Annotated in this window: 20 protein-coding genes; 14 read left to right on the forward strand and 6 right to left on the reverse strand. The window is 36.2% G+C overall.

The features are described from left to right. The first annotated feature begins 523 nt into the window (after positions 1-523). The 14 genes from N2201_00005 (at position 524) to N2201_00070 (ending at position 15,422) form a co-directional block, all read left to right on the forward strand. Positions 524-1,207 (forward strand): response regulator transcription factor, encoded by a 684-nt coding sequence (locus N2201_00005; protein ID MCX7784607.1) that lies wholly within the window; start codon positions 524-526, stop codon positions 1,205-1,207. A gap of 6 nt (positions 1,208-1,213) precedes the next feature. After that, complete coding sequence (locus N2201_00010) at positions 1,214-2,962, forward strand: cell wall metabolism sensor histidine kinase WalK (protein MCX7784608.1); 1,749 nt, start codon at positions 1,214-1,216, stop codon at positions 2,960-2,962. Positions 2,963-3,074: 112 nt separating this feature from the next. Beyond that, positions 3,075-3,527, forward strand: a complete 453-nt coding sequence (locus tag N2201_00015; protein MCX7784609.1) for an arsenate reductase ArsC — start codon at positions 3,075-3,077, stop codon at positions 3,525-3,527. A gap of 365 nt (positions 3,528-3,892) precedes the next feature. Beyond that, positions 3,893-4,207 (forward strand): hypothetical protein, encoded by a 315-nt coding sequence (locus tag N2201_00020; protein MCX7784610.1) that lies wholly within the window; start codon positions 3,893-3,895, stop codon positions 4,205-4,207. After that, a complete protein-coding gene (locus tag N2201_00025; GenBank protein MCX7784611.1) occupies positions 4,200-4,601 on the forward strand; it encodes a hypothetical protein in 402 nt (133 codons plus the stop codon). Before N2201_00020 ends, N2201_00025 begins: the two co-directional genes overlap by 8 nt. Further along, on the forward strand, positions 4,591-5,988 hold the full coding sequence (locus N2201_00030) for a hypothetical protein (GenBank protein MCX7784612.1): 1,398 nt from the start codon (positions 4,591-4,593) through the stop codon (positions 5,986-5,988). Before N2201_00025 ends, N2201_00030 begins: the two co-directional genes overlap by 11 nt. Before the next feature lie 90 nt (positions 5,989-6,078). After that, positions 6,079-6,909, forward strand: coding sequence for a phosphate ABC transporter substrate-binding protein (locus N2201_00035; protein MCX7784613.1), 831 nt, complete (start codon positions 6,079-6,081; stop codon positions 6,907-6,909). An 818-nt stretch (positions 6,910-7,727) separates the two neighbouring features. Continuing rightward, complete coding sequence (gene pstC / locus N2201_00040) at positions 7,728-8,606, forward strand: phosphate ABC transporter permease subunit PstC (protein MCX7784614.1); 879 nt, start codon at positions 7,728-7,730, stop codon at positions 8,604-8,606. Between the two features lie 96 nt (positions 8,607-8,702). Beyond that, on the forward strand, positions 8,703-9,560 hold the full coding sequence (gene pstA, locus N2201_00045) for a phosphate ABC transporter permease PstA (GenBank protein ID MCX7784615.1): 858 nt from the start codon (positions 8,703-8,705) through the stop codon (positions 9,558-9,560). Then, entirely contained in the window at positions 9,554-10,342 is a 789-nt protein-coding gene (gene pstB, locus N2201_00050) for a phosphate ABC transporter ATP-binding protein PstB (protein ID MCX7784616.1), read from the forward strand. Before pstA ends, pstB begins: the two co-directional genes overlap by 7 nt. A gap of 9 nt (positions 10,343-10,351) precedes the next feature. Beyond that, a complete protein-coding gene (gene phoU / locus N2201_00055; GenBank protein ID MCX7784617.1) occupies positions 10,352-11,008 on the forward strand; it encodes a phosphate signaling complex protein PhoU in 657 nt (218 codons plus the stop codon). 390 nt (positions 11,009-11,398) lie between these two features. Next, complete coding sequence (locus N2201_00060; GenBank protein ID MCX7784618.1) at positions 11,399-12,412, forward strand: T9SS type A sorting domain-containing protein; 1,014 nt, start codon at positions 11,399-11,401, stop codon at positions 12,410-12,412. 294 nt (positions 12,413-12,706) lie between these two features. Then, entirely contained in the window at positions 12,707-12,982 is a 276-nt protein-coding gene (locus N2201_00065) for a hypothetical protein (GenBank protein ID MCX7784619.1), read from the forward strand. A 193-nt stretch (positions 12,983-13,175) separates the two neighbouring features. Then, complete coding sequence (locus N2201_00070) at positions 13,176-15,422, forward strand: M14 family zinc carboxypeptidase (protein ID MCX7784620.1); 2,247 nt, start codon at positions 13,176-13,178, stop codon at positions 15,420-15,422. 294 nt (positions 15,423-15,716) lie between these two features. Here N2201_00070 and N2201_00075 read toward each other — a convergent pair whose 3' ends face one another. The 6 genes from N2201_00075 to N2201_00100 all read right to left on the reverse strand — a co-directional run bounded on the left by N2201_00075 (position 15,717) and on the right by N2201_00100 (position 20,055). After that, positions 15,717-17,258 (reverse strand): YifB family Mg chelatase-like AAA ATPase, encoded by a 1,542-nt coding sequence (locus N2201_00075; GenBank protein MCX7784621.1) that lies wholly within the window; start codon positions 17,256-17,258, stop codon positions 15,717-15,719. A gap of 159 nt (positions 17,259-17,417) precedes the next feature. Continuing rightward, positions 17,418-17,783, reverse strand: coding sequence for a YraN family protein (locus N2201_00080; GenBank protein ID MCX7784622.1), 366 nt, complete (start codon positions 17,781-17,783; stop codon positions 17,418-17,420). 66 nt (positions 17,784-17,849) lie between these two features. Further along, positions 17,850-18,476: a ribonuclease HII gene (locus N2201_00085; GenBank protein ID MCX7784623.1), complete on the reverse strand. Its 627-nt coding sequence runs from the start codon at positions 18,474-18,476 to the stop codon at positions 17,850-17,852. Between the two features lie 80 nt (positions 18,477-18,556). Then, entirely contained in the window at positions 18,557-18,910 is a 354-nt protein-coding gene (gene rplS / locus N2201_00090) for a 50S ribosomal protein L19 (protein MCX7784624.1), read from the reverse strand. Positions 18,911-18,996: 86 nt separating this feature from the next. Then, positions 18,997-19,713, reverse strand: a complete 717-nt coding sequence (gene trmD, locus N2201_00095; GenBank protein MCX7784625.1) for a tRNA (guanosine(37)-N1)-methyltransferase TrmD — start codon at positions 19,711-19,713, stop codon at positions 18,997-18,999. A gap of 111 nt (positions 19,714-19,824) precedes the next feature. Further along, the gene (locus N2201_00100) at positions 19,825-20,055 is read right to left on the reverse strand and encodes a KH domain-containing protein (protein ID MCX7784626.1); all 231 of its coding nucleotides are present in this window, start codon (positions 20,053-20,055) and stop codon (positions 19,825-19,827) included. Positions 20,056-20,057 lie beyond the last annotated feature (2 nt).

Consider the following 20,057-nt stretch of genomic DNA (forward strand, 5'->3'; position numbering starts at 1 on the left):
CATACCATCATTTGCTTAATCTTTAATATATCAACTTGAAAATCAAAAAGATAAATCAAAATTCCGTTGCAGATTTTGTTAAACTCTATGTATAACTTTTACAAGAGTTCTAATCGAACTTCAAAATAGGCAGGAGAAACGCTGAATTTAAGTTTTGGCTAATAGCACTTTTCGTTTTTGAAATTATTCGGCCGGATTGGGCTCGGATTAACAAATACCTGACATATCATTCTGAACAAAATGTAATGTCTTAAACCGTATCTATACCTCAGTTTTTGAGATGCTTTGCTCAACCTGACAACAAAATCAAAAGTGAAAAGAAAAATATCGAAATGGATTCTACTTTTTAATTTTGAACTTTAGTTTTGAGTCTTGCGATTTATGTTTTGAGTTAAAGGCAGTGGTTGGCACTTGGATAAATTTAATCTTAGAGTATCAGTGAAAAGATTAACTCCGACATTCAATAACAGATAGTTTAAACGATAGATTTTGACTTTTAATTTAATCTAATTATAATGTTTATATGCCAAAACTGATTGCCGTAGTTGATGACGAAGAAGATATTGTCGATTTAATCACTCACCATTTGGAAAAAGAGAAATTTAAGGTTGAGCCTTTTTATGATGGTGAGGCATTATTAGAATATGTTAAAAAGACTAAACCCAATTTAATTATCTTGGATTTAATGTTGCCTGGAATTGATGGGTTAGAAGTTTGTAAATTCTTAAAGAAAGAAGAGTCAACCAGTTCAATTCCAATAATTATGCTTACCGCAAAAAGCACTGAGGCCGACAAAGTGCTTGGTTTGGAGTTAGGGGCTGATGATTACATTACTAAACCATTTAGTCTTAGGGAATTGGTCGCACGAGTTAAATCCGTTTTACGCCGATTTGAGTCTAAACAACTCCAAGCGAAAATTGTTGAAATCGATGATCTAATGATTGATTTATCAAAATATCTGGTGACAATTAATAAAAAGAAGATTAATTTGACTACCACTGAGTTTAAACTATTGTCCGCTTTAATTTCTCGACCGGGTTGGGTATTTAGTCGCCAGCAATTATTAGATGAAATTTGGGAATACGACCGCGTTGTGCTTGACCGCACAATCGATGTCCATATTCGTAACTTACGAAAAAAACTGGGCAAATACGGTAAATATATCAAATCAATGCGCGGTGTAGGTTATAAATTTGAAAAGGAGTAATCCATTTTGAGACTTAATCTATTCTTACGCCAATTTCTAACTTATGCGTTAATTATTATTCTGACCACCTCAATTATCATTTTAATTACATCTTACGAGTATAAAAAAAACTATCTAAAAAGTTTGGAAATAGATTTACAAAAACAGGCAGAGATTATCCGTGCTGAGATTAAAGACGATTTGATTAATAAAAAATACAAAAAGATTGATTCCTTTATCAATAATCTCGCACCTCAAATTAAAACCCGAATTACGATTATCCGAAATGATGGCGTCGTCATTGCCGAATCAGATTATTCGGCTGATAAGATGGAAGACCACTCCACCCGCTCGGAATTTATCCAAGCCATTCAAACCGGATTGGGCAAAAAAATTCGCTTTAGCAAAACTATGCAACAAAATATGCTCTATGTCGCAGTTCCCATAACTGATAATAATAAAGTGCTCGCAGTAGTTAGAACCAGTGCCTATCTCAGCCCAATACAGAAAGATTTATCGGCTGTTAATAGGAAAATTATTTATTTTGCAGCCATATTAACAATTTTAGCATTAATTTTAGCATTTATCTTCTCAAAGAATGTAATTCAGCCAATTCGTCTTTTAACTAAAACTGCAGAGCGTATTAAAAACGGCGAATTTCAAACACATATCATAAGTAATCGACAAGATGAAATTGGTGATTTAACAAAGGCAATTAATAAAATGGCCGATTCACTCAATACCTTATTTAACACATTACATTCCGAGCGCGAAGAGATTAAATCGGTCTTAAGCGCAATGACCGAAGGACTGTTAGTGTTAAACGATAAAGACCAAATTATTGCAACCAACGAAAGTTTCAAAACCATTGCTAATGTGAATAATGTCATTGGCCAATACTATTGGCAAATAATTAAGCACAACCTATTCAATCAGTTAGTTGCAGAACTGAGAGATAAAAAAATCTTGCGTAATCAAGAAATCGAACTTAACAACAACATCTATGCGGTAAGTGGTAAATTAATTGAAGGGCAAAACGGCCGAAATAAAGCCATTTTCGTCTTTTATGACATCACCGAAGTCAAAAAACTTGAGAAAATTAAAGCCGATTTTATTGCCAATGTTTCCCATGAATTAAAAACCCCACTTACCAGTATTAAAGGTTTTGCTGATACTCTAACTGACGAAGTTAGCAAAAAACATCAAAAATTTGTTAGGACCATTAGTCGTAATGCTGACCGTCTCATCAACATCGTGCAAGACTTATTGGTAATTTCAGATTTAGAAAACCGAGAACAGAAACTCGAGGTCGAAAAAATTAATTTTCCCGAAATGCTGAGTAATCTTAAGAAAATGTTTAGCGCTAACCTTAAAAGCAAAAAATTAAAACTTAATCTCAAAATTGAGTCCGACGCTCAAGAATGGTTCGCAGATTATTTTTTAATTGAGCAGATGTTTACCAATTTAATTGATAATGCCATTAAATATAATCGAGAAAAGGGAGAAATTTATATTATTATTCAAAAGGTGGACGACAATCTAAAAATTATAGTTGAAGATACTGGTATTGGCATTAGCCGAGAACATTGGGATAGAATCTTTGAAAGATTTTATGTGGTTGATAAATCTCGTTCGCGTAAACTGGGCGGAACTGGACTGGGACTTGCAATTGTCAAACACATTGTCTTAAGTCACAATGGCGAGATTAAAGTCGAAAGCGAAGTTGGTAAAGGAACAAGATTTATTGTTACACTTCCGCAATATAGTAGCGCGTAACCCATAATGGCGAAATCAAAGTCGAAAGCGAAGTTGGCAAAGGAACAAGATTTATTATTACACTTCCGCAATATAGTTGCGTGTAAAGATTTACGAGCATATAACCGTGAATGTGAATAAGAAAAAGGTCTTATTCATCTGTACCCATAATTCTGCACGGTCGCAAATGGCTGAAGGATTACTAAATCATTTATATGGCGATAGATACGAAGCATATAGCGCCGGCACTCAACCAACCATGGTAAATCCTTATGCAATTAAAGTGATGCGGGAGATTGGCATTGATATTTCACACCATCGGTCAAAAAGTGTGCAGGAGTTTCTAAATCAAGAAATAAATTATGTAATAACTGTTTGCGACAGCGCTAAAGAAACCTGTCCATTCTTTCCGGGTGGTAAAAAACGACTACACCAAAGTTTTCAAGACCCTTCAGACTTTACTGGCAATGAAGAAGAAACCCTAAATATCTTTAGGAAAGTAAGAGATGAGATAAAAATGTGGATTGAGGAGACCTTTGCTAAAATAATCAAAGAAAATACAGAAAATTCCGAAAACCCCGCTTGACTTCTTAGGTTATCTATTAGGCAATTTAATCGGCAGGCTATTAGGTAATTCAAAGGTTAACACAAAAGGTATTCTAAGGGGTATACCCCCGGGCAAGCCCCTAAACAAGCCGATGGGCTATCGACTGGCTGACCCCTCGGTCTGCCCAAAGGATTGCACAAGGAACAACCCAAGTGTTTGTCCAAAGGATTGCCGATTAAACAAGTCAGGGCAATTGGTTTTAGGATTAACAATATTAAAATTTAATTCCTGTTGCTGACGCTACATCTTGCGTCAATCCAGTCAAAACCAACTATATCTACCTTAACCAAATCTTAACAATCCGTTTATATTCTCTTAACTGGAGGCTGGTATATTTTAGGCGTATGAATGATAATTTTATTTTGGCGTTTGCCACCAGTAAATTTCTTGAGCCACTTCGTATTGTAAAAAGTGTTAATCTCCGCGCTGATTTACCACATCTCCTAAAAATTCACCACATAGTGCCCTCCTTGTGGTTTTTAAATCAGCGCGGGGTTAACACAAAATATGTAAAGAAAGGAGGCAAAGTCCGACAAAAACTAATAAAAGATGCCTTGGCAATAAAACCGCCATGCATCTTTAAGGTCATCACAAAATTTATGTATCAATTATTATTAAATATATATAAAAAATTAAAGGAAGGAGATAATAATGTTTAACATTGGCACAATGTTTTTGACAGTTTCAGCACTATCGTTCTCTCCTGCTAATATTACAACCGCTCAAGCGAATAAAATTTCCGAATTACGACTATATGCAGATAATGGACAAGAACTCCTTTCGGCTGAAGGGATGATGCCTGAAATCGTTGTTACTGCTGAGTATCCGCAAACGTCCTCTACAACTAATCAACCCAACAAATTTCAACAGATTAACGATTACTTCACATTTATTGTTAATGTGCTAATTGTCCTATTCTTTATGGGAATGGGAATTACAACATTATTATCAAAATGGAAAAGACGCAAAGGTCATAAGAAAGAAAAAGGTCCATTTTCCCTTCCGCCTTTTTCTAATAAAAATATCGATTTAGGCAAGGATTATGCCTGCTAATCGAAAAGATGAAAATATGAATAATAATCAACCATATTTTCATCCAAAGCCAGAAAACTATCCCCTCGATAAAGAAATTAAATTTAATCTTAATAATACCATAAAATTATTTATCGGTGATAAGTTCTGGCTTGAAAAATATATCTTAAAAAACTATATAAGAAAGAAAGCCGTTGGTAAATTCTGGTTTGATAAATATGTCATAAAAAATATATATCAAAAAGGAGTTATTATGCTTAAAAAAACTGTCATCAAATTAACTCTCTTATTTTTAACTTGGACAGTAGGGTTACAAGCCGGCGAAACCAAAGTTGCCGGTGAAATCTGGAATCGGTATATGGTATATCGGAAAGACAACAAAACAACCCTTAATCAATTCTCGTTTGACCGCGGTTATCTCACCTTAGAACCGAAATTAAGCGATAAAATCAAGGGCCGTTTTACCCTTGATTTTTTCTCAAGCGATAAATATAATGATGGCGCTGGCATCAAAGTAAAATACGGATTTTTACAATTTGCCGAACCAATACCAATTAAAGAGAGCAACCTCGAAATCGGTTTAGTGAAAAACTATTTTGGTCTGGTCTACGACTGGGCTTATCCAGTAATTGAGAAGGCAATTGAAGATAAAGAAAAAGTTGCGGCATCAGTTGACTACGGAATCGCATTTACAGGCTATCTACCAAAGGGATTTGGCGAATATGCAGTCGGTTTGTATAATGGCGAAGGTTACACTAAGACCCAAAGTAAAGTTAATACTCAATTCGCACCATTGTTCAATCTCCGGTTAACCCCAATTGCTGGTATTACCTTGGGTGGTTCAATAATCGTAGATAAGCCAGGCGTAACTGGTTTAGTGCGACAGACTACTACTACCAGTCGTGCTGAATCGCTATTCAAAAATGTCTATGATAAACGACGAGTAATTGCCGGCATTACCAAACTTGCATTTGGACCAGTTGAAATCTGGGGTGAGTATTTAACCAATTATTATGATTCCACTATTACTAAAAAAGTGTCCCGCCCCAATATTCCGGATACCATAACGACTACAACTTATATTTACAAAAGTAAAGGTTTTTCCTTAACTCCTATTTTCTCATTAAACCAATTAACCGGTTTGGATGTTGAACTGGTTTTTCGCTATGATTTTTGGGATAGCAACACTGATGTTAAAGACTATAAGAGTGCTTTCTCTACGATGGTAATTGGTGGTAATTACAATATCCTAAGAGGACTAAGTGCTGACCCTGTCTTAACTTTGCAAATAAACTGGCAGCGTAAAACTTTCAAAAAGGAAGATCCGTCAATTCCTGATGTCAAAAAGCCCGAGGACCAGATTGGTGTTCAATTAAAGTGGAAATATAGTTCCACAATCCTTAATTAAAAATGAAACACGAATCTGCGAATACTACAAAAAATAAGATTATTTATGCGGTTCGTGTTTATTTGTATAAACAATCTCTTGGAGGTATAAATGAAAAACTTATTTAATTTAGTAAAGTTTTTGTTGGTGGTCAGTTTAACTATCTTATCTACAACCAGTTTATTTGGAGCCAAGAAAAACATTACCTTGGCGGGTTCAACCACAGTCTTACCGATTGCCCAAAAATGTGCTGAAGCCTTTATGGATATTAATCCGAAAGTAAATATTTCCGTGCGCGGCGGTGGTTCGGGTGTTGGTATTGCTTCACTCATTGCTAAATCGGTTGATATTGGTATGTCTTCTCGACCAATTAAGGATAAAGAATTAGCAACTGCAAAACAGAAAGGTGTTAATCCAGTTGGTAACATCATTGCTTTAGACGGCTTAGCGATTATTGTCCACCCGCAAAATCCAATTAATGAAATTACCTTAAAGACACTTAAAGATATTTACACAGGTAAAATCACTAACTGGAAAGCCTTAGGTGGTCCGGACCGCGAAATTGTCGTTGTGTCTCGAGATGTTGCCTCAGGAACTTTTGAAGTCTTCAAAGAGAAAGTGCTGGGTGGCGATAAACCGAAGGATGACGCTTTAATGCTTGCTTCGAATAAGGCAGTTGCGACTTCGGTCCAAGAAACACCTGGCGCAATTGGCTATGTCGGGGTCGGCTATCTCTCTGAAGGAATTAAGTCTTTGAAGGTGGATGGCATTATGCCAAGCAATAAAACAGTCCAAGACGGCACTTATAAATTAGCCCGACCTTTATTTATGTACACTAACGGCTCACCAAAAGGTTTGGTCAAAGAATTTATTGATTTTATCTTATCGAACACCGGTCAGAAATTAGTAAACGAGGCGGGCTTTGTACCGATTAATAAATAAAACCCAGATTTCATTCGACTTTTTCTTGCTCGTTTTTCCATACGAATTTTTCTTGCTTGTTTTTCTATACGAAAAGCCGACTTTGCTATTCTGAGCGCATGCAATGATATGATTTGGTTTAAAGATGTGCCAAAGTGTCATTTTTTGTAGTAAGATTTTCTATTATTGTTTGGTAGATTTATTATTACCACTCCATATAATACGAATATATATAATACGAATATAAAAGCAAACTTAAAATAATGTCTACTCTTAAAATGAACTTTGGCACATCTTGCCATTTTTTTGTGCTTATCCTTTATGGATAATTTGAAATACAAATTTATATATTATCTCTTCACACTTACTTTTTCTCGGAATAGAGCCTTTTGCCACTAAAGAAACTAAATGTTTTTAAGCCTTTTGGATATTTATAGCACTTTCTCTCGTTTTTCACTTATGGAACTTCTGAAAAGGACAAATTTCTGCTCAGTAAAAACATTGAAATTATCAAATTTACTTTCTGTTCTCTTTGACATTCTTTTCGTATGGGCACTTATGAGTTCTCGGAATAAAAATAAATTTTTGCTCAAGAATTTACAGAAATCTCTTAATTTTTTGCAAGTTCCAAGACACATTTTCCGTGTTTTTGCTTAATGAGACATCTGATAAAGTATTATCTAACTTACGTAAGCCCCAGAAAAACAAGAAATATACTCAGTGATTTCAATAACAAATTGTTTTTTTTATTCTCGCTCTTATAAAGTATTGACAAATTTCAGTTCTTCCTGATACTTTTCTATGTAAAGTTTATTTGCGTTAACAGTTTTTAGAATTATATGATGAAATTTAAAGAATCCCTATTCAAATATCTGGCACTTTTTGCTGCATTATGCTCGGTTATCTTTCTCTTTGGTATTATTTTTAGCATTTTTAAGGAAGGTTATCCCATCTTTAAAATCTACGGGATTATAAAATTTCTGTTTACAACCAGTTGGCATCCGACTCATGATGAACCGAGTTATGGAATTTTGGCATTACTTGTTGGGTCATTTATTGTAACTGCTGGTTCTTTAATTGTCGCAATTCCTTTAGGTGTTGGCTCTGCAATATATTTATCGGAAATCGCTGGTTTCAAAACTCGCGAAGTCTTAAAGCCTTTTGTTGAACTTTTGGCTGGCATTCCCTCAGTAATTTATGGCTTGTTTGGAATGGCGTTTTTAGCACCATTTGTAATGCGGTTATTTAATCTTTCAACTGGACTAAATGCTTTTACGGCTTCAATAATTTTAGGTATTATGGTTGTGCCAATTATTGCCAGTATTTCTGAAGATGCTATCTCATCAATTCCTAATGAGTTGCGCGAGGCGTCTTATGCCTTGGGTGCAAATAAATGGGAAACAATTTATAAAGTTATTTTACCTGCAGCCAAATCGGGCATCTATGCCAGCATCATACTCGGTTTTGGTCGGGCAATTGGTGAGACGATGCTTGTGTTAATGGTGGCTGGTGGTTCGGCAATAATTCCTAAGTCAATTTTTTCTCCAGTCCGACCTATGACCGCAACGATTGCAGCAGAAATGGGTGAGACTGTAGTAGGTAGTGAACATTATCATGCATTATTTGGCATTGCCATCGTCCTGTTTGTCATCACTTTCATCTCCAATTTAATTACTGAATCAATCAAAAGAAAAGTGATGCGGTCACAAAACCTATGAGACCGAAACTAAGATTAAATTCTACGCACATCCTGTTTATCATTACTTTCATCTCCAATTTAATTACTGAATTAATGTAATGCAGTCACAAAACCTATGAAACTGAAACGCAGATTAAATCAGGCAGTCTGGCTTATCTTAGTGCGCATAGCCCTTCTAATTAGTATCTTGTTTTTAATCATATTCTTAGTAATGATATTGGCTAAAGGCAGTAAGGTCTTATCGATTTCTTTCTTAACTCAACCGCCCAAAGAAGGAATGACTGCGGGTGGTATTTTCCCGGCAATTTTAGGAACTTTTTATTTAGTGCTCTTAACAATTATTGTTGCATTGCCCTTAGGCGTATTTGCGGCAATCTATTTATCCGAATATGCCCAATCTGGACATTTGGTCAATATTATCCGCACCGCAATTAATACCTTAGCCGGTGTGCCTTCGATTGTCTTTGGACTTTTCGGCTTGGCGATATTTGTTAATATGTTCGGTTTTGGCGTATCTATCTTATCTGGTTCTTTGACCTTAGCAATTTTAATTTTACCGATTATTATCAATGCCAGTGAAGAAGCAATTAAGATGGTACCGGATAGTTTTCGCCAAGCGGCATATGCCTTAGGTGCCACTAAAAGACAAACCATTACTAAAGTAGTATTACCGACTGCTCTGCCGAATATTCTAACCGGTGCAATTATTAGCGTTGGGCGGGCAGCAGGTGAAACCGCACCAATTCTTTTTACCGCAGCAACATTTTATACCCGAAAATTGCCGACTTCAATTCTTGACGAAGTAATGGCTTTGCCTTACCATATCTATGCTTTAATGACTGAAGGCACGGCTCCTAAACAGCAAGTACCCATTGCCTATGGCACTTCAGTTGTTTTATTGCTTTTAGTATTAACCGTTAATTTAGTCGCAATAATTATTCGATACCGAATTAGAAAGAGAAAAAAATGGTAACAAATAAAAACAACCAATGTGTTGATATTTGTGATTTGTTATGTGTCAAGGACCTTAATTTGTGGTTTGGCGAAAAACATGTCTTAAAAAATATCAATATGTCAACACCATGTAAAAAACTGACCGCAATTATTGGTCCTTCTGGTTGCGGTAAATCCACTTTAATTCGATGTTTTAATCGAATGAATGACTTGATTCCTGAAGCCAAAATAAAAGGCAGTATTTTAATTGATGGCGTTGACATCTACTCGGATAAGATTGATATTTATGAATTACGGATGAAAGTCGGTATGGTCTTTCAAAAACCGAATCCATTTCCGAAATCTATCTTAGAAAATGTCTTATTCGGGTTAAAAATCAAAGGCAAATTATCTAAAAGTCAAATGATGGAAAAGGTAGAAAAGAGTTTGCGGGATGCTTGGTTGTGGGATGAAGTCAAAGACCGCTTACACGATAATGCGTTCAGTTTATCTGGCGGACAACAGCAACGGTTATGCATTGCTCGGGCTTTAGCCACTGACCCAGAAATCATTCTCTTAGATGAGCCAACTTCTGCTTTAGACCCACAGTCAACGGCTAAAATTGAAGATTTGCTTGTGGAATTAAAAAACAATGTCACCATAATTCAAGTCACTCATAATATTGCTCAAGCCGCTCGCATCTCGGATTATATTGCCTTTATCTATTTAGGCGAACTGGTGGAATTCGATTTGACGGAAAAGATTATGACGACTCCCAAAGACAAAAGGACTGAGGCCTATCTTACAGGAAAGTTTGGCTAAGGAGAAATTATGATGTTATTAGATATGAAATTGTTGGCATTAAAAAAATCGTTAATCGATTATGCGACGCTGGTTGAGCATATGATTGATAAAGTAATGACCGGACTCCTGAAAAAAGAGAAATCCCTATTACAAGAACTGATTGATAAGGATGAACCCAAAACCAACCAATTAGAATTAGAAGTAGAAGAACTTGGTACTAATCTTATTGCCCAATATGAACCTAAGGCGAAAGACTTAAGAATTGTCTTGATGGTTCTGAAAATTAATAATGATTTAGAACGAATCGGTGACCATTTAGTTAATATTGCTGAAAGCGCTTTATATCTAATCGAACGACCACAGGTTAAACCTTTAATTGATATTCCGAAAATGGCTGATTTAGTAATTAAGATGCTCAAAGATAGTATCACGGCATTTGTCAATGAGGATGCAAAATTAGCCCAATCAGTATGTGAACAGGATTCAGTGGTCGATAGTTTATTAGAACAAGTGATTCGCGAATTGATAACTTATATGACCTCGGACCCGAAAACGATTGAGCGCTCGTTGCATTTAATTCGGATTGCCCATAATCTGGAGCGCATTGCTGACCTCTCAACTAATATCAGCGAGGATGTGATATTTATTGTTGAAGGACGGGTAATTAAACACCATAAAATGTGAATGTTAATTAGTAAAAATAATAGAAGATGAAACAAAGCTGCCTCCGAAGGGAAGCAAAGACTAATATACTACCACAATAAGCATAAGATAATTCTTAATTAGTTTCTGTCTTAAATTCCTATGTAAAACCTAATCTAACAAAGTATTCTGAAAAAGCGCCACTGAAGAACTTGTGGCACGCATCTGTATCGGAGAAACCGGATAAAGAACAAGAAAAATATTCAGCAAGTTTAATATACTCAATGTAAGAATCGACTTTTTCAGAGGTCTCTTTTTTCTAACAAAATACTTGACGGGATTGTGGGTTTTAGTTAAAATCCAAATATAAGAGGAATTTGTTATGGAACTAATAATTTGTCGAATAGTGCTGAGATTATTATGGGAGGGTATATGAGATTAAGTGTAATTTGTTTATTATTATTTTTTTCTGCCGTCAATGCTAACCCAATTATTATAACCTATATTAATGAAATTCAAACCGCACCAGATAATCAAGAAGCAATTGAACTTCATTTAACTCCATATGGATTTTCTTACCCAATAAATATTGGCGGTTGGACCATTCAGTCTCGTGCTGGAATGGCAACAATTAATCCAGGAATAATAATTCCTCTTGATGGCTATGTAATTATTAATCGTTCTAACACCACAGGGATTTTTCAATTAAACGAGACCATAGATACTATAAGCCTTTACAACAATTTCGGCTGGCTTTCGGACCGAGTTATTTGGCCCTACGACCCAACAAATTGGCAAACGATTCCAACACCACCTTATAATGGTAGTGCGTGTCTTTATCGTAGCCCGGCTTGGAGTTCAATGTATTGGGACAGAATTAACTGGTATATTGACTCTACTCCAACTATAGGTTTACCCAACGATAATTGGAGTTCAATTTCCGGCACAGTGCTTAATTCCCAAGGTCAGCCACTTATAAATCGTCCAGTAGAGGCAGATGGTCCTACTGGCGGAATGACTTGTTTAACTGATTCTAATGGAAATTATACTATTGCGGGTTTAGGCCAAGGCAAGTATTGGATAACAGTCTGGAACTCTTCTAATCAACCAGCAGGTAGCTATCCGGATTCGGTCTATGTCGGATATAGTCAAAATGTTTCGGGCATAAATATAACAATACCAACGATGAGTATTAAAAAAGAAGACTCTTATTTAGCCCAATCTCTTCTGTTTTCTATTCCTAATCCCATAAAAAGTAATTCTTTGATTTCTTTGCCCTTAAAGAAAAATCTTGTTGGAAAAATCTATGATGCGAAAGGCATTTTAGTTAAAACAATACCCAATAATCAAAACCAATTCGAATTGAATCTTTCTTCGGGAATCTATTTTCTTAAGATTAATTCCGGAAAACAAACTTTTACTCGCAAGATTATCTCAATAAAGTAGGAAATTACGAGTTTCTCATTTCATCGGTTTCTTTTATTTGGATTAATTGTTCTTTTTACCTGCCAAACAAGAACAAGTAATCCCGTAAAATTCTTAAAGGAAAATATTATAATATCTGTCGATTCGGGAAAAGTTGCTATTTCTGGTAATTATTTTTTTAAGAACAAATCAAAACAAAGCCTCAAAGCAAAAATATTCTATCCGTTTCCAGTTGACGAGTTGCACACTTATCCTGATTCAATTAATCTTGAGAAGTTCAATTATACAAAGACTGATTCGGGTATCTATTTTATTATGGATTTTAGACCACAAACCATTGAAACTCTAAAGGTCTTTTATCAGCAAGCGTTAAAAGGAAATCAATGTAGATATATTCTTGTAACGACAAAATATTGGCGAATTCCCTTAGAGCAAGCAAATTTTATTATTGATGTTGCGGAAAATCTTAAAGACGTGCAGTTTTCTTATTTGCCGGATAGTGTCATCCATCAAAATAATCGGAGATATTATTATCTCTCAAAGAAAAACTTCATGCCTAAAAAAGACCTAACTGTAAAATGGAAAAGATAGAAACTTCTGCTAAAGTCAATTTCTACTAATATTTGATTATCGCGATACTCATAGATACCAACGATAATATGTATTTTAATATGCTGAAATCAATTTTTTATGCTGTTTCAGATTGATTGATACTCCAAGATTGACACAGATATTATCGTGATTTATAATTTTATATGAAATTTTTTAATTAATGGAGCAAAATATGAAGAAGAAGTTTTATATTATCGGATTATTATTAATCTTTTTTAGCATTTCTGTAGTAAATGCTAAGACAATGATTGTCCGAGTTTATGCAAAAAATTACCAAGAACTATCAAGACATATTGACTTTAAGTATACCAACATTGAAATTGCTGGGGCTAAACCACAAGAATGGTATGAACTAATCGTAGAATCTGAAGATTACCCCACAGTACTGACATCAGGATTGAAAAGTCAAGTTATAATTGAAGATTTAGAACTCCAGAAAGCGGAAATTCTTTCCCGAGCCCAATATCGCAGTTTAGATTCAGTGAATTTAATGTTAAGAAGTTTTGTCAGTTCCGCACCTCAGATTTGTGTTTTGGAAAGCCTTGGCCTGTCTTACGAAAATCGTCAAATATACGGTGTGAAAATCTCTGATAATCCCAGTATTTCCGAACCCCAAGAACCCGGTGTCTTCTTTTGCGGGCTACATCATGCTCGAGAATGGGCAACAATAGAAATGTGCCTTTTTATTATTGATTCCATCCTTCGGGGTTATCGAACTGTTCCAGAAATTCAAAATTTAGTTAATAATCACGAAATCTGGGTCTTTCCAGTTATCAACCCTGATGGCTATTATTATGACTATCCTTTACGACGCTCGTGGCGTAAGAATCGACAACCATTTGGTGGCTCGATTGGCACAGATTTGAACCGTAACTATCTTGGCGCGTGTAATGGTGACCGATTTGGACTTTGGGGCGCTTTAACCTCTGGTGCCCAAAGTTCTCATTCACCTTCCAGCGAAACCTTTATGGGACAATTTGGTGCGTCCAGTCCGGAAATAAAAGCCCTGGTTAACTTCTTTAGAACCCATAATATCAATGCCTCTTTATCATTTCATTCTTATTCAGAACTGGTTCTCTGGCCTTGGGGTTATCAAAATATTCCAACGCCTGATAATACCTTATATCAACGAGTCGGCACGCAAATGGCAAATATGATTCAAAAATTATCCGGCGGCACCTATACTCCGCAACAGAGTCCTTTACTTTATCCGGTCTCCAGTGGCAGTGATGATTGGATATACGGTTGGAATAAATTTGTTAATGGTGTTCCTTGTCTGGCTTTTACTAATGAAATCGGCACTTCATTTTACCAAGCACTCACTGATGTTGACCATATCATAAGACAGAATTTCAAGGCCGTGGTCTTCTTGACAAATTTTTCTGATAGCGTCAGAATTTTAATGAAAGGTTATGTGCCACCACCACAAATAAATGTACCTGACACAAGCACCTCAAGTAATTTTGTTGTCTCTTGGAAGCCCAAAAATCCAGAGTTTAATACGCCAAATATGTGGGAACTGCAAGAATTATCAAATTACAGTGTTTTTCAAGACCAATTTGATACGCTCTTACCAGCCTGGCAAGTTCAAGGATTTATATTAAGCAACCGAAGAGCATACTCGGGTTTAAGAAGTATGTATTCAGATTCAGCCAATAACATTTCCAACTATATTCGCACAACTTATCCTTATTTAGTTAATCCTGGCGACTCTTTGACTTTCTGGTGTTGGTATAATCTTGAAAGAAACTATGATGTTGCAGTTGCTGAAGTCTCTTTTAATACTCGAGAATGGTTCCAATTAGGAACTCGCATGACCGATACTTCTGGTGGTTGGAGAAGAATTGCTTATTCTTTAGAGCCATATGTCGGCAAATCAATCTTCATCCAATTTAGAGTAATGACTGATGGCAGTGTTTTGAAAAATGGATTCTATCTTGATGATGTCTATCCAGTGCCGATGTTTAATAACACTCGCATCATCTCTTCTAATATAACTGACACTTTTTATTCAGTTGCTGTATCTCAACCCGGACATTACTGGTATCGAGTGCGAGGCCATAATGTAACAAATGGCTGGGGTGAATATAGTATGCTCGATGGTGTTGAGGTTTTGTCAACTGCTCTTGCCGAAACCAAAAAGAAAGATTATATTACTTTCAATATAATGCCAAATCTTTTCTCAGACAATACCCTGATTAAATATAGTGTGCCTTATGAAAGTAAAGTTGTCTTAAAATTATATGATATTACTGGTCGAGAGCGCGTGCAATTAGCCAATCACATCCATAAACCAGGGATGTATCAAATCAATTGGCAAAGAACCGATAACTTACGAAAGAAATTACCTTCAGGTATATACTTTCTTAAACTAAATATCGACGAAAAAAGATTCACTAAACGAATCATAGTCTTATAATCTTTTCCAGAGCGGTATTGGGCATTCTCGGTTGACCTATAGATAAGCCCCTCGGCAAGCCAGGGGGCAGGCCGAGGGGCATACCGGTCGGCTACCCGCCGGCATACCCTTCCGACCACCCAATCTACAAATATTTATATCGTCCTTTAAGTGACCGAATGATTTAACCTCTGGATTATCAATAGGATAACAGAATAAGTCGCCTAATCTTTTGCTTACCCGGTCAATCAGGCCAGCAGATAAAAATCTTTAATAGGTCGGACCTGCTTTTTTATTGGGATTATATTTAACCTTTTACATCAAACTTCTATCAAAATTCCGATATTGGATAGCCTCAGAGATGTGGGCAGGTTTAATGTTAATACTTCCTTCTAAATCAGCAATTGTCCGGGCAACTTTTAAGATTCTATCATATGCCCGGGCAGATAACCCAACTCGGTCAATCGCATTTTTTAATAATCCTTCACTGGTTGAATCAATCTCACAGAACTTCCGAATCTCTTTTGTCTCCATTTGGCTATTACAATAAATTGGCTTTTTCTTCTTTATCTCCTTAAACCGTTCTAATTGGATTTCTCGGGCTTTATTTACCCGCTGGCGAATCTTTTCTGATGGTTCTCCGGGCTCTTTTTTGGCTAATGACTCATATTTAATGGATGGCACTTCAATATGGACATCAATTCTATCTAAAAGTGGACCGGAAATCTTGGCTCGGTATTTTTTTATCATATGAATCGTGCAAGTGCATTCTTTATGTGGGTCTGAGAAAAATCCACAAGGACAAGGATTCATTGAAGCAATTAACATAAACCGGGCCGGATAAGTGATAGTTGATTTTGCCCGACCAATGGTAACAAAGCCATCTTCTAATGGTTGACGCAATGATTCTAAAACATCACGGTGAAATTCCGGCAACTCATCTAAAAATAGAACTCCGTTATTTGCTAAAGATACCTCACCTGGCCTGGGATAAGCACCACCACCAATTAATCCGGCTTCAGAAATTGAATGGTGCGGTGAACGAAACGGACGAGTCGCAACAATTGGTTGATTCGGCGCTAAAGTGCCAGCAACACTGTGAATTTTAGTTGTTTCTAACGATTCTTCCAATTCCATTTTAGGAAGAATTGTCGGTAATCTTCGAGCCAACATTGTCTTACCAGTTCCCGGTGGACCTAACATTAAAATATTATGACCGCCAGCCGCGGCTACTTCTAATGCCCTTTTAGCGTGTTCTTGTCCTTTCACTTCAGCAAAATCGACACTATAATCTGATGCGGACTGAAAAACATCTTCAAAATCGGATTTCAATGGTTCAATTGTCTTTGTGCCAGACAAGAATTGAATTACTTCAACTAAATTTTCTGCGGGATAAACATTTGCGCCCTTTACTAATGCTGCTTCTGGTCCGTTTTCTTTAGGTAAAATAATACCCGAAAAATTCATATCTCTTGCTGCCATTGCCATTGAGATTGCTCCTCGGATTGGACGCAAAGTTCCATCAAGGGAGAGTTCGCCAAGAATTAAAAATTTTGAGAGAATGTTAGAACGAAACACACCTAAGGCTAATAGCATTCCAATGGCAATTGGTAAATCAAAGATTGCGCCTTCTTTTTTAATGTCGGCTGGAGCTAAATTAACTGTAATTCTGCGCACCGGAAGTTTATATCCGGAATTTTTTATTGCTGCGGTTACTCGATGTTGCGACTCTTTGACCGCATTATCTGGTAAGCCCACAATCACAAAAGAATGCAACCCATAACTCATATCAACTTCCACATCAACAATATAAGCATCAATGCCAAAAATGCTGGCTGAATAGACTTTTGCTAACATTTCTTAATACCAATATAAGGCAAAATTCAGATTAGTCAATACTGTTAAAAATGGATTATTGATATGTTCGATTTTTATATTTTATTTACTTAACAGTTTCTATTTTATTTACTTAAAACTCCTATTAAGACGCCTTCCATTTATGGGTAGTCAATACGATTAAAAGGCATTTTTAATATGCTCAATCTTTTCATCCCTATCACTACTAACAATACTTAAGACATCAAATCTTATTTCACAATTTTCCCAATCTTTTTCTGCCAGATAATGCTCGGCTAAATTTCTTAATTTCATTTGTTTTTTCCTGCCAACACTTTCAAATGGTTCGGCAATAAAATCTGAATGTCGGGTTTTTACTTCAATGAATACAATCGTATCTTGTTCTTTAGCAATAATATCAATTTCACCTAAAGGACAGCGATAATTCTTGGCTAAGATCTTAAAACCCTGTTTTTCCAGATACTTTTCGGCTAAAGATTCTCCTTTTTTACCCAGTTCCTTCATTTTAGCGTCTTTTCCATGCAAAAACGCAGTGAACAATGAAAGTTAATTCAATCACTATTTCTGTGAAAATCTTATGTCGTAGTTTTCTTACTTAATCGATTCATAAAACTGAAATTTTTCTAACACCAAACGCACTGGAGTAAAACCTTTCCGATGAATTGCTGACGGTCCAATTTCCATCAGAACTTTTCGGTGAAATTCCGTGGGATAGCCTTTATTTTCAATAAAATTGTATGCCGGATATTTTTGGTGCAGTCTTGCCATCAGTCGGTCCCGACTAACTTTGGCAATAATTGAGGCACAAGCAATTGAAAGACTTTTTTCGTCGCCATTAATAATTCCTTGGTTAGGAATCTCGAGATGAGGAATCGCAAATCCGTCGATTAGTGCTAAATCAAATTTATATTTCAGGTTTTCTATTGCTCTCTGCATTGCTAAAAATGCGGCATTACGGATATTGAGTTTATCAATCTCTTTGACACTTGCTTTACCGATTCCATAGGCTATTGCCTTTCTAATTATCATTGAATAAAATCTCTCTCGCGCTTTCGGTGTTAGTTGTTTAGAATCTTTGATTTCTGGAAAAAAAGAAAAAGGAGGTAATATTACTGCGGCGGCAAAGACTGGTCCAGCCAAAGCACCTCGGCCAACCTCATCGACACCACAAAAAATAATACCTTTCTGCCAAAGTTTCCAATCTGGGGTTGCTTTCAAATTAAAGGAATTTATTTCAACAATACTAATAACCTACCAAACTAATCCTTACTTGGAAAAAAATCGTAGACTGTTAGCAACTATCCTTCTTTTAATTTGGCTTCTTGTCCTTTTTTCTCTCTGAGATAATAGAGTTTCGCTCGTCTGACTTTGGTCTGTTTTTTAACTTCAATTTTAGTTATAATTGGTGAATGCAAAGGGAAAATGCGCTCAACACCGATACCGCGACTAATTTTGCGGACGGTGATGGTTTTGCTTTCACCAACCCCACGCATTTTAATTACTGTGCCTTGAAAAGTAACTAATCGCTCTTTATCGCCTTCGACAATTTTATGAGTAACTTTTACAATTGAGCCTGGTCTAATATCTGGTGCAATGATTCTTTCTGGTGTTTCTTTTGCCTTCTTCTCTTTAACTTTCTTTTCTTTAGCCATAATTATCTCCTTAAAAGATTAAAAGATTTCAAGATAATCTGTCCTATTAAAAATTGTTAATCCTTTCCTAAAGACATTGATAGATTTTAGCATACTTCTGAACAATCGTTTTCATTCTGGCTTGTAGACTTAACCTTTAATAAGTCCGGTCGTTTTTGTTGGGTTAATTTTAATGCTTGTTGTCTTCGCCATTCTTTAATCTTTTTATGGTCACCAGAGACTAAAACATCGGGAACTTTATAGCCACGAAAATCTTGAGGCCGAGTATAATATGGTGCATCTAATAATCCTGAACTAAAAGAATCCGAATCAACCGAGTCTCGGTCGCCAACTACACCGGGAAGGAGTCTTATTGTTGCTTCTAAGATAACTAATGCCGCAACTTCGCCGCCGGATAAGACATAGTCACCAATCGAAATCTCATCATTAACCAAATATTCACTCACTCGATGGTCAACTCCTTTATACCGGCCGCAGATTAAAACTAAATGTTTTTTTTGCGATAATTCACAAGCCAGTTTTTGGTTGAACTGTCGTCCTTGGGGTGATAGAAGAATTACATACGAATCATCTTTTTTTACGCTTTCCACGGCCTTAAAAATTGGTTCTGGTTTTAAAATCATTCCCGGTCCGCCACCAAACGGATAATCGTCAACCGTGCGATAATTATCCGTAGCAAAATCTCGGAGATTGATAAGTTGAATTTGGACAATATCTTTTTCTTGGGCAATTCGTAAAACGCCGCAGTTAATCGGATTAGCAAAATATTCGGGGAAAATTGTAATGATGTGGACTAGCATCAGTAGATTATAAACAATAAATATTATATTAACATCGCATCTTAATTTTTTACGAGGTAATTAATGAATTGATACCTCGAGGGCCGGCAAATATATTGAGTGAAAGGATATTTTTTATTCTAAGATTTCGAGTTGAGCGCGTTTTCCTTGTTTCATTGCGGCGGCAGTAATAATCGCTCGCATTGCTTTTGCCGTGCGCCCTTCTTTTCCGATAATTTTGCCGAGGTCGCCTTCGCCAACCCTTAATTCATAAATTAAAGTTTTTTCCCCGGCGATTTCCTTAATGGAAACCTTTTCTGGATGGTCGACAAGGGCTTTTGCCATATATTCAATCAGTTCTTTCATAG

The sequence above is a fragment of the candidate division WOR-3 bacterium genome, assembly GCA_026418155.1.
In the GTDB taxonomy this organism is placed as follows: domain Bacteria; phylum Hydrothermota; class Tepidihabitantia; order Tepidihabitantales; family CAIPLT01; genus JAOABV01.